Raw genomic sequence first — 11,501 nt, 5'->3', positions numbered from 1 at the left:
ATATATCTACTGGCATGAACGCTAAGTCCTTGCTGTATTTTTTCCATTTAGCATTAATTTCTTACTGAAATTATTTCAGATAAAATCAGGCGATTATAAATATCAATAGCTTCTAACAATCAAGGAGAAAACCAAATAAAAATGTTATTTATCACAATATTATTATGAGTTCATGTATATTTTCCCATATAAAAAATAAACTAACTTCACTACATATTATTTTATAATAATCAAATTACACAACTAATGTAAATGTAAACGACAATTATATTTAATGCCGAAATGGAATAATTTTTAATTAAATAATAATTTTTGTATGTATCATTTTTTAATAATGGTAAAACATTATGAATATGAAAATTCATTGAATTTAATACCTGAAATAAACAATAACATAAATAATTACTTACCACTTAACTGACCAACAGCATCAGATCTGTTGGCATTTAGTGTGAATATGTCCTAATTATTTCAAATTTGTCTGAAATATTGAGGCAGGTTTTTTATCGTGTTAAAAAACGGATAATCATATTAATCCGCTTACCATAGGGAGGACGTAGCTGATCTGTCAGTGCCAGATTGTATTTGCGCAAAACAGGCATGGCTTTGGAAAAGGTTTTAAAGCCTTCATAGCCATGATACTGCCCCATACCGCTCGGACCTACGCCACCAAAAGGTAAACCTGTACATGCAAATTGATACAGCGTGTCATTGATGCAAATGCTACCTGCAACAATGTGCAATAAAGCAGCCTCAATTTGCTTGTTATTTTTGCTGAAACAATAAAAGGCCAATGGGCGATCACGGCTTGCAATATAATGGATTGCTTCATCATAAGAGCGGTAGGTTTTAATCGGTATCAGTGGACCAAAAATTTCTTCCTGCATGATAGCACTGTCATCATTAGGGTTTAGAACTAGCGTAGGAACAAGAATACGTTGCTCAAGCGCTTGCTTCGGATCAATAAGAGGCATAAGCGGAATAATCTGATGACCGCGTATGCTTGCATCTTCAAGCAATTTGATAAGACGTTGATACTGGTTGTTATTGATAATGCTTGTATAGTCTGGAAAGTTGTTTGGTTGGGGATAGCGTTGTGAAATCTGTTTCTTAACCTCTGCAATAAACGACTCAATTTCGCTTTCCGGCAATAATACATAATCTGGTGCTATGCAGGTTTGTCCAGAATTGAAAAGCTTTCCGGTTATAATGCGGGCAGCCGCTTTTTTCAGATCGGCATCGGGGGCAATGAGTGCTGGAGACTTACCTCCAAGTTCCAGCGTAACAGGAGTGAGATTTTGTGCGGCAGCAGCCATTACTTTTTTACCGATCGCCCTGGAGCCAGTGAAAAACAGGTGATCAAAGGGTAAGGCAGAAAAAGCGGCTGCAATATCTGCTCCGCCTTGTGCAATACTGACACGGTTTTCAGGAAAAATTTTGCTTAGAAGTTTTTCTAAATAGGCATTGGTATGCGGCGTATGTTCCGAAGGTTTGATAAATGCATGATTACCCGCAGCAAGAGCTGCTATTAATGGTGTGAGAGTCAGATTAACCGGATAGTTCCACGGTGCCATAATGCCAACAACTCCAAGCGGTACATAACGTATTTCAGCCTTTGCCGGCCACAATTGCCATCCGGCCTTACGTCTTTGCGGTTTTATCCATTTTTTAAGATACCGCAGACAAAGATCAATTTCTTTCAACACAATTATCGCTTCTGCCATTATGCTCTCGTGGCTGGAACGGTGGCCGAAATCGTAGGAAACCGCTTCCACCATTTCATTCAGGCTGGCTTTAAAATTTGCTCGCAAACACAGCAGATCATCTCGGCGTTGGTATTCATCAGGTCGGTTCTGTTCCCATGCTTGGCGCAGTGCTTCAAATTTGGTGTTGATTAATTCTGTCATTGATCACTCCTCAGCACAGATCTGGCAAAACACCATTGAGCTATATAATAAGTGCCGAGTACCAAGAGCGGACTTAACGGAGTTTCAAAGTAAAAACGTCCATAAGCGAGCATGCTATCGCTGATAGCAAAAAAGACACCGCCAAGAGCTGCAATATTCGCTGCATGTTGTGCCGGAGGTGTCGGGCTTTTAAATGGATAAATAATTGCTCTATTAACCGCTAACCCGGCCATAAAAGCCAGAATCGCAGCATAGATGGCAACCGGCATTTTCATGCTGTTAGGTAGATTATTCCACAGTCCGATGAATGCTAATAATGCGATTACTACAAATATGATAAAAACTGCAAATATAATGAAAACCGTACGAAGAATTATAAATTTTGAAATTAACTGATTGTTTTTAATATCAGAAATATAAACACTGTCGCAACATAGAGCATAAATGTAAGCGCAATGTGTGAGCAGGAAGCAAAATAGTCCGGCCAAAAAATAGTCTTTCGGTAACATCAAAAAGAAATCACCACCTACAGCAAATGCAAGTCCCAAAGCAATGGCGTTGCGATAACGCATTGAGACAGGTGCACGGATCAACAGAATCCAAAGCACTAATAGGGCTGTGGCGGTGGGCTTAGTCAGATAGTGGAGCCAAATCCATGCTGGATTTACAGAAGTACTGAGTGAAGCGCCTGCTATGGCGCTAACTGAAAGGAATGTATAAAGCAATCCGATTTTGTTATGCAATCCATGCCGAGAAGTGCAATTATTTGATGACATATGCCTCGCCCCACGGTTTCTTTCTTATTTACAGTAACAGAATTTTTTTTACCTGCAACTAACAACCAAGTGGGACCCAGTAATCCAGGATGCGCATTTTTCCAGTCACCATAATAGTTATAAATGAATAACTATGTTGAATACACCTGTTCCGTGATTGCACTTTTTATACGAAACCACGCATTATTAATGAAAATGGCTTTATCTCTCTGGAAGAAATCTATCATGGCCGTAACGACCTGAATGTCCGCTCCGGCCTTGGTACTGCTACACTACAGGTTTATGCTCTAAGATCTTCTACAGGAAAATTTAATGAGTTTTCGAGACTTTTTTTGAGATTTTTCGTTGGCACAAACCGTAAGGACAGATCTCTTTTCAAACAATGAAACATACGATCCTCTTGCTCAGTTTCACTCAGCATTCTTGATGTATTAACTAACATTTCAGCCCTTGGAATACGAATTCTTTCATATTGACGCAGAGCAGAAATTGGATCTGACTGCTGCCTGAATACATGCCCTAAAACAGCAGCGTCTTCGATAGCCATACCCGCACCTTGACCAAGGCTTGTCAACATAGGATGAGCCGCATCTCCTAAAAGCGTAATTCTGCCTTTTCCCCATAAGGGTGAAAAAGGCCTGTCTTGTGCAGAGACAGAAATGATATTTTCGGATGGAGTTTGTAAGATAATATCAGAAACAATAGACGGCCATCCCTCATAATATGTCAGGATGTCTTGATTATTTCCTTGCCATTTGCTGGCCTGCTCAGTATGCATGTTTGCAGTTCCCCACCAGTATACTTCACCTCCATCTATATCAATCAAACCTATTCGTTTTCCTGCTCCCCAATAATGACCAACGTAACCAGGTGTTATCTGCGGATGTTGATAACGGGTAATAGCCAGCCAACAGATATAATCGGCTGGACGAACTGGCTTATTCCCCTGGATATAATCGCGAACAAAAGAGTAGATCCCATCAGCACCAATGAGTAAATCTCCATGTGCTTCTCTGCCATCAGCAAAACGGACAGAAATACCATCATCCCTCTCGGAAATTTCGGTGACTTTAGCGCCGACATGTATAATATTCTGATCAAGTTGCTGTAGCAGAGCTTCCTGCAATGCTTTACGTGATATACAAACACTATCGAATCCATTAGAAGACGAAATTTCAGGTATTGGTAATTTGCGTATCAGACGATCCCGGTTATTCCTGATTTCAAAACACTTAATGGGAGCACCAAAGCGCTCCAATTTCAGATTAATACCAATAGAGGATAAAGCAGCAACAGCATTAGACATCACAGACAAACCTGAACCTGCTGTACGTAAAGTTGGCGCCTGTTCATAAACTTCAACAACACAGCCAATTCGCCGTAACACTATAGCAGCCGTTAATCCACCAATTCCTGCCCCAATGACAATCACTTTTAACTGACGATTCATACTTCCTCCGAAACCAATAAGGCTTGTTTTATAGGGGAGGACGCCTTCATTTCCCGAAGGATTGCTTTTGCAACTTCTTCCACATAAGGCTCTTCCATAATTTCCAAATGATCACCCGACACATCAATGACATTGATACTGCCCGTTGTCTTACTCTCCCAGCCATTTTTAGGATCGCGATACTTACTTCTTACTGCATCATGCATAGAACGTAATACTTCAGGTAATGGACGCGTTGCATGTAATAACGTCATATTGATCTCTGCCTTATAAGCAGCATAATCTGTAGCCGCTTTCCAATTGGTCTGATACACGTCAAATAATCTTTGTACTACGGCCCGAGAACTGCCTTGTGGAATAACTCCTGTGGCAATTGCATGCTCTGTGATGTATTCGAATCGTTCCTGCAAAGAAGTTATATGCTCCGGTACAATCTGCTCAGGGAGAGTCGCTCCTTCATTAATCCATAATAATTCCCAGAAAAACCATCGCAACAGTGCTTCCTCATTCACTTTTTCCTGAGACTCCATGTTTAGAGCAACTGTATCTAAGACGAAAAGATTTGCGACTTCTTCTCCATTTTCTTTCAATTGGCGCGCCATCTCGAATGCAACAAATCCGCCATAAGACCAACCTCCGATTGAATATGGGCCATGTGGCTGGATTTGACGTATGGCTTCCAGATAATTTGCCGCTTGTTCTTGTATACTGGTCAATGGCTTAGATCCTGCGTCCACGCCGTAAGCCTGCAACGCATAGAAAGGTTGATCCTTGGGTAAATACTTCACTAACCGTAAGTAGGACAATACATTGCCCCCCATTGGGTGGACAAAAAACAGTGGCCGTTTATGACCCTCAGTACGCATGGGAACAAGAGGGCTGAATTTTGGATAGCCTCCTTTTTCTCTGATATATACAGCTAACTGTGCGACAGTTGGGTTACTGATAAAAAGGGACAAAGGAATGCTGACACCGAAATGTTTATCTACCAAAACGACCATTCTCATGGCTGTCAATGATGTACCACCGTTATCAAACAAGTTTTGATGGATAGATAAACTGGGTATTTTCAATAAGTCTGCCGCCAGATCACACAATACTTGCTCATAGTTGTCTCGCGGAGCAATATCTTCTACATCATTATTCCTATGTATGATCCGCATGTTACGCAATGCCGCATCATCACGTTTCCCACCAGGCGTCTTAGGCAATGATTCTAACCATTCTATTTGGGAGGGGAGCATGTGCCTGGGAAGCATTTCAGACAAATGTTGTTGTACACGTCCTGCAAATGCTTCGTTTTTTTCTCCAATCAGGAATGCGACCAGAAAACTATCATTTTCACCGTGCTGTTGAACGACAACAGCAACGTCTTTCAGTACTTTATCAGCATCAGGTGTACCCGATACCGCTAATTCTATTTCCGCCAGCTCAATACGGTAACCACGAACTTTAACCTGAGTATCCTTACGGCCTAAACAGAGAATATTGCCGTCTTTAAGCTTCACACCCAGATCACCGGTACGATACAGTGGCTCATCACCGTCTTTGAGCATAATAAAGCGTTCTGCGGTTAGTTCTGGCTGACGGTAATAACCTGGCGCGACCGGTAAACCACGTGCGTAAATTTCACCTTGCTCACCCAAAGCGACTTCTTCTAATTGACTGTTAAGGAGTACGACATCTGAATTGGTGATACTTTTACCAATAGGGGGAAGCGCAGGGAAGGATTTTGGATCGCCCGCCATCGTAAATGCAGTGATGACATGCGTTTCCGTTGGGCCATATTGGTTCTCAAGAATACCGTTATTTATTTGACCAACAAACAGACGAATATCTTCTGTAACCCGAAGTTGTTCACCGGATGAAATAACCACTTTCAGGTTTTTTGGGTAAGTGTCCAGTGCGACTGCTGTTTCAGCCAATTGTTGCAGTGCAATGTAAGGCAGGTAAATTCTTTCTGTCCGGTAGTTATTGATAATATGCAGTAACTGCAAAGGATCACGCCGTTCATCTTCACTAATAAGGTGTAACTCGCCACCAGAAGTCAGTGCAGAGAAGATTTCCTGAAATGAAACATCAAAACTCAACGGTGCATACTGTAAGGTAGAACGAATATTCTTACCCGTATGTGTTTCATTCTGCCAGCCAATCAAATTTGACAGACTGCGATGTGGCATTGCCACGCCTTTGGGTTTACCCGTTGAACCGGAGGTAAACAGTAAATAAGCCAGCTGCTCAGGGGCTATTTCTCTATCCGGTACATGTGTATTACCGTTTATCAACTTATCTACCCTCATGGCCGGGACTGTCACTATATTGAGTAATGTAGCGGATTTATCATCAACAATAGCCAGTGTCGGCTGAGCCTGTTCCACCATTGCTTCAATACGCTGAGCTGGATAACTCAGATCCAATGGTAAGCAGACTCCGCCTGCTCTCATTACACCAATCAGTGATGCAACAAGTGTCGGAGAACGTTCAAGAATAATAGCAATCGGTATATTTTGAACAACTCCTTTAGAAATCAGTTCAGAAGCAATTTTACCGGACTCTGACCAGAGTTTTTCATAACTCCATTGCATGTCATGATAACGAATCGCTATTGCATCAGGTTGCTCCCGTACATTCTTCGCAATCATGTCCAACGTTGATATGAATTTTGAGGATGGTATTTTGCTTCTTTGCGTAATTGGCTGGCTCAGGGTTGCCGGCTGATCACCATGACTGACCATTCTGTTCAATATGGTCATATAAGTGTCCATATAAGTGTCAGCCTGCACTTGTGAGAAAACATTGCCGTCAAAATCACATCGTAAATAATGTTGGCCTGTGATGAAGTCAGTCATAACATTGAACAGTATTTCAAAATTAGTTTCTTCCCACGGATCAAACCCGATAAGGGATAAATCAGGACCACCAAATATTTCCGTTAATATGTGGAACCGAATGTAATTAAACGCGGAACTTATTTTCGCACCTTCACCTGCGACTTGCTGGATAGCATTCAGCGGGTATTTACGGTATGGAGCATGACGCTGTTCAGCGCTAAATACTGAGTGGATACACTCTTTCCATGTTTTGTTTGATACAGAGAAACGCACAGGGAGTGTATTAAGAAACAAGCCCAGTGTTTGCTCTGAATTCTGTGCATCCGGTCTTCCATGAGTGACTAACCCAGTCGCAATTTCATCCTGAGCAGTAACCTTAGCCACAGTTAAACAATGTGCAGCAAAGAATACCGATTTAATTGAAACATGTTCATGCTGTACTAAGATATCCAGCTTTTTTTCAATTTCTTTTGGAATAATTGCCTTTTTTGAGAAAATCCGATTTACTGGCAAACTTTCATACAATCGGTAGCTGGAAAATTGGGTTCGGGGAAGTTGATTAAACATGTTTTTCCAAAACACCCGATGTTCCTGATCTTGTAATGCATGGAGTTCATCTTGTACATACAAAGCCGGTGATGGAATTACATCAGTTTCAGAAAAATATATGCCCTCATTCAAGTAACGAAAAAAGAGTTCACGTATTAAATTTGCCACACTGCCACCATCCAGAAGGGCATGATGGAAACTGAACACCATCTCTATAGTGTCTGCGGTCTTGAATAAGCTGATGTGATATAATGGCGCACGATCAAATTGGTAGTCTTGGCGACTGCTTTTCTCCATGCATTCTTTGATAAGTTGTTCAGACTCAGCCAATGTCAATAAGCTGAGATCCTGAATATCTATAGCATCATCAGGATTGATGCTGTGATTGATGATTTGCAAAGGTTCGCTGAAATCGGCCAGGTTAAAGTATGAACGAAGAGCAGGATGACGTTGGATGGTCGCTGCTGCACTTTTACGAAAGATTTCAGGTTCCCACTTTCCTTTCAGGGTATAGCGGAAAACATCTTTATAAGTGGCAAGGCTTTTACTCTGCTGGCTATGATATATCAGGCCAAGTTGGAGTTGGGTGACAGGGAATGCATCCTCATATTGAGAAAGTGCTGCACGCTCTTTTTCTTTGATCAGTGCGAAAGGAGATAATTCAGCGGTTCTTTTAATTTTACGATCGGAGTCAATTTGTTGGCTTAACTCAGCTATCGTCAAATACTGTGATAATTCAGAAAGAGTGACATTTATTCCCACCTTTTCAGCATCAGAACGCACTTTCAACATTAAGATTGAGTCACCGCCTAATGTATAAAAATTATCCTGCACACTGAGATTTTCAATCTTTAATACTCGTTTCCAGATCTCTGCTAGTTGATATTCTGTTTCTGTCTGAACATCATCATAGTTACCCGAAACTTCTGTTTCCGCCAATGCGCCAAGCGCTCCACGATCGACTTTACCGTTTGGTGTAAGAGGAATGTAAGGAACCCGGAAAAATTTCAGAGGAACCATGAAATCAGGTAAAAATTCCAGTAAGGTTTTACGCAGTTTTTCAGAAGTAAAATTCGGGTTATTTGCTACATCATGATTAGTTATTACATAGTATGCGCAAAGGTAAGCATCACCATTATTGTTTTTTTGTGGTAAAACTTCCGCCTGACTAATTCCCTGAATATGCTCAAGCGTGTTTTGTACCTCTCCCAATTCAATACGATTACCTCTGATTTTTACCTGATTATCAATTCTTCCCAAATATTCGATGCTACCGTCAGATAACCATCTTGCTAAATCCCCTGTACGATACCAGCGCTCACCTCCATCCAAAATGAATTTTTCGTCAGTTAATTCTGGTTTACTGTGATAACCACGAGCTAATCCAACACCACTAATCTGCAACTCACCAGCGAGACCTATTGATTGCCGAGTACCATGCTGAGACATAATTCTCAGTGAAATGTTGTTGATTGGAAAACCAATAGGTACTCGCTTGATCACTTCATTATTTTCAGGAATAAACTCGAAATACGATACATCAATGGTTGCCTCTGTTGGGCCATAGAGGTTGATCAACACGGGTGCATTTAATCCAAAAGAGGAAAAAATCTTACGGAACTGATTAACCCGTGCAGAAGGTAACGCTTCACCGCTGGTAAATACACGGCGCAGACTGGTTAATTTCTCCACTAACTCAGGTTTGGCTTCCAAAATATCTAAGAAAGGCTGGAGCATAGAGGGGACAAAGTGCAATGTCGTCACATTATGTGTACTGATCGCTTTTATGATCTCTAAAGGATCTTTGTGGGCACCCGGTGGTAATAAGTGAACAGATGCCCCAGAAATCGACCACCAGAATAACTCCCAAACGGATACGTCGAATGAAATCGGTGTTTTTTGTAGTATCACATCTGTATTATCCAGTGGATAACGTTCCTGCATCCATTCAATCCGGTTTACCACTGAATAATGATTAATCATCACGCCTTTCGGCTGACCGGTGGAACCTGATGTATAAATCATATATGCCAGAGAATCCGCTTTAGATAAGTTGAGCTGCTTTATATTCTCTTGCGCTGAAATGTTACCTCCATCAATGATGATATAAGATGGATCAATTAAAGACTGACTCATTTTGTCGGAGATGATGACCGTGGCACCACTGTCCTTCAACATATAATCAATCCGCTCCTGCGGATAATTGGGATCTACGGGTAAATAGGCAGCACCTGCTTTTAATACCGCAAAGATAGCGGTCAACATATCCGTGCTGCGATCCATTAAGATGGCAACGATGTCTCCTTTCCTCACCCCCTCTTTCAGTAAAACCGTCACCATATTGTCGATACGGATCTGGAACTGAGTATAAGTAAGTGCAGGCTGCCCGCCAGAATTTGTGATAGCGACGGTTTCCCCGTGTAATGAAACCTGATTATCAAATAACGTTGATAAAGTCTCTTGCTGCGAGAATTCTGCGATAGGCCCTTGCTCAAAAAGCGCCAATTGAGCCATTTCTTCTGCCGAAGAGAGATTTAGTTGTGAAACAGTTTGTGTGGGTGATGCAATCAATTGTTGGGTAATACGCTCTAAAGAAGCTGTAAATGTTTCGAATGGATAATCGTCATCGAAAATATCTGTCGCGCCGGTGATATCAACAGCGACCTCACTATTATCCCCGTAGGTATGTATGTGGATCGCAAGAGCGTCATTTTCATGAGCTGTTGCCGCCGCATAGATATCTTCGTTTTTATAGGTATCACGGGAAGTCGCTGTTACAGATGAATGGTTATAAGATACAGTGACATCAAACCCTTGACGCTTTGTCGTCCCCATAGACTTAAGCAAACGCCCAAGAGGAATATGCTCAAACGTTTTTAGTTTTTTGATTTCTGTTTTAATACGAGCCGCCAACTCAATAAGGGTATCCTCTGCGTTGACCTCAATAGCCAATGGCAGTGTATTAGCCCATTGACCTGCAATATTAAGTTGATTAATACGGCGGTTGAGCAACGGGATACCTATTGTTAGCCCGGTGTTATTGTGTATTCGTGATAATAAAATAGTAACCGCAGACATAATGACTTGGTAGGGATTCATTCCTTGAGAAATAAATTTCTCAACATCCGCCTTAGCCAGTATATATCGATGCTGTATGAAACGAGATAAATGAGTTTTCTTTCTCCGATTAAAAAAAACGGGTTCGTGGCGTTGTGTAAGCATAACCAATTCTGTTATTTGCTGTCCTATTTCTGGTTTTGACAGAATTGTTTCTTGTTCAATGATTGCTGAGATATATTTCTCAGAGTTGTGAGAAAAACCTCTTGGATTAATTTCATTATTCTGATAATAATCAGCAATTTTTTTTGCTAAGTGGTTTATTCCCCAACCATCACAAACAATATGATGGGCACGAAAAAAAATAGCTATGCCGCCATTTTTCAGGTTTCGTAACAGGGCGATCTCAAGGAGTGATTTATCATCCAGATTAAAAACGCGTTCTGACCATTTTTTAAAGAGGACAGCAACATCCTCACCTTCTGCATCAATTATCTCTGCTTGGTTATCGGTAATATTTTGTATCTGCTGACTTAACACACCCTCTTGTTCAATAATGCGCAACCGGCATGTCACATCATGGCTAAGAACGTTATTAACTGAATAAAAAAGTTTTTCAAGGTTAATATCTTCTTTTAATATTTTTGCGATGGATATTGTGAATTGACGACTTTCTGGATTACGTTGAGATTCATAGTAAATTTCTTTTTGATACGGAGTAAGAGGTACAACTGGTAATGTGTTCATAGCTACTGACATCATATTTTAGAAAGCTATATTTTATTAATTACACTCTCCTCGACACAATGCCTATTAGTTTATATTGCATTATATTTTCTCTTAATGGTTTAATAAAACTCGGTTGATAGATTGTGCATCGTGCAGAAGTACTTTTCCTGAAGTGCTGATATCTGTTGTAGCCCAGTTACTG

General features: G+C 40.9%; 4 protein-coding genes. All 4 read right to left on the bottom strand.

What is annotated here, in order from left to right; translation table 11 throughout:
* Positions 1–503: 503 nt before the first annotated feature.
* The 4 genes from BDD26_RS15035 to BDD26_RS15020 all read right to left on the bottom strand — a co-directional run bounded on the left by BDD26_RS15035 (position 504) and on the right by BDD26_RS15020 (position 11,317).
* Entirely contained in the window at positions 504–1,907 is a 1,404-nt protein-coding gene (locus tag BDD26_RS15035; RefSeq protein WP_115826988.1) for a coniferyl aldehyde dehydrogenase, read from the bottom strand.
* The gene (locus tag BDD26_RS15030; protein WP_115826987.1) at positions 1,904–2,683 is read right to left on the bottom strand and encodes a lysoplasmalogenase; all 780 of its coding nucleotides are present in this window, start codon (positions 2,681–2,683) and stop codon (positions 1,904–1,906) included. The genes BDD26_RS15035 and BDD26_RS15030 overlap by 4 nt, the downstream gene beginning before the upstream one ends.
* Positions 2,684–2,963: 280 nt before the next feature.
* Positions 2,964–4,133 (bottom strand): FAD-dependent monooxygenase, encoded by a 1,170-nt coding sequence (locus BDD26_RS15025; RefSeq protein ID WP_115826986.1) that lies wholly within the window; start codon positions 4,131–4,133, stop codon positions 2,964–2,966.
* Positions 4,130–11,317: an amino acid adenylation domain-containing protein gene (locus BDD26_RS15020; protein ID WP_170140415.1), complete on the bottom strand. Its 7,188-nt coding sequence runs from the start codon at positions 11,315–11,317 to the stop codon at positions 4,130–4,132. Before BDD26_RS15020 ends, BDD26_RS15025 begins: the two co-directional genes overlap by 4 nt.
* Between the last annotated feature and the right edge of the window lie 184 nt (positions 11,318–11,501).

Origin of the sequence: Xenorhabdus cabanillasii, assembly GCF_003386665.1 — a bacterium.
Taxonomy (GTDB): domain Bacteria; phylum Pseudomonadota; class Gammaproteobacteria; order Enterobacterales; family Enterobacteriaceae; genus Xenorhabdus; species Xenorhabdus cabanillasii.
Note: the sequence above shows the minus strand (reverse complement) of the source record. Positions and strands in the feature narration are given on the sequence as shown.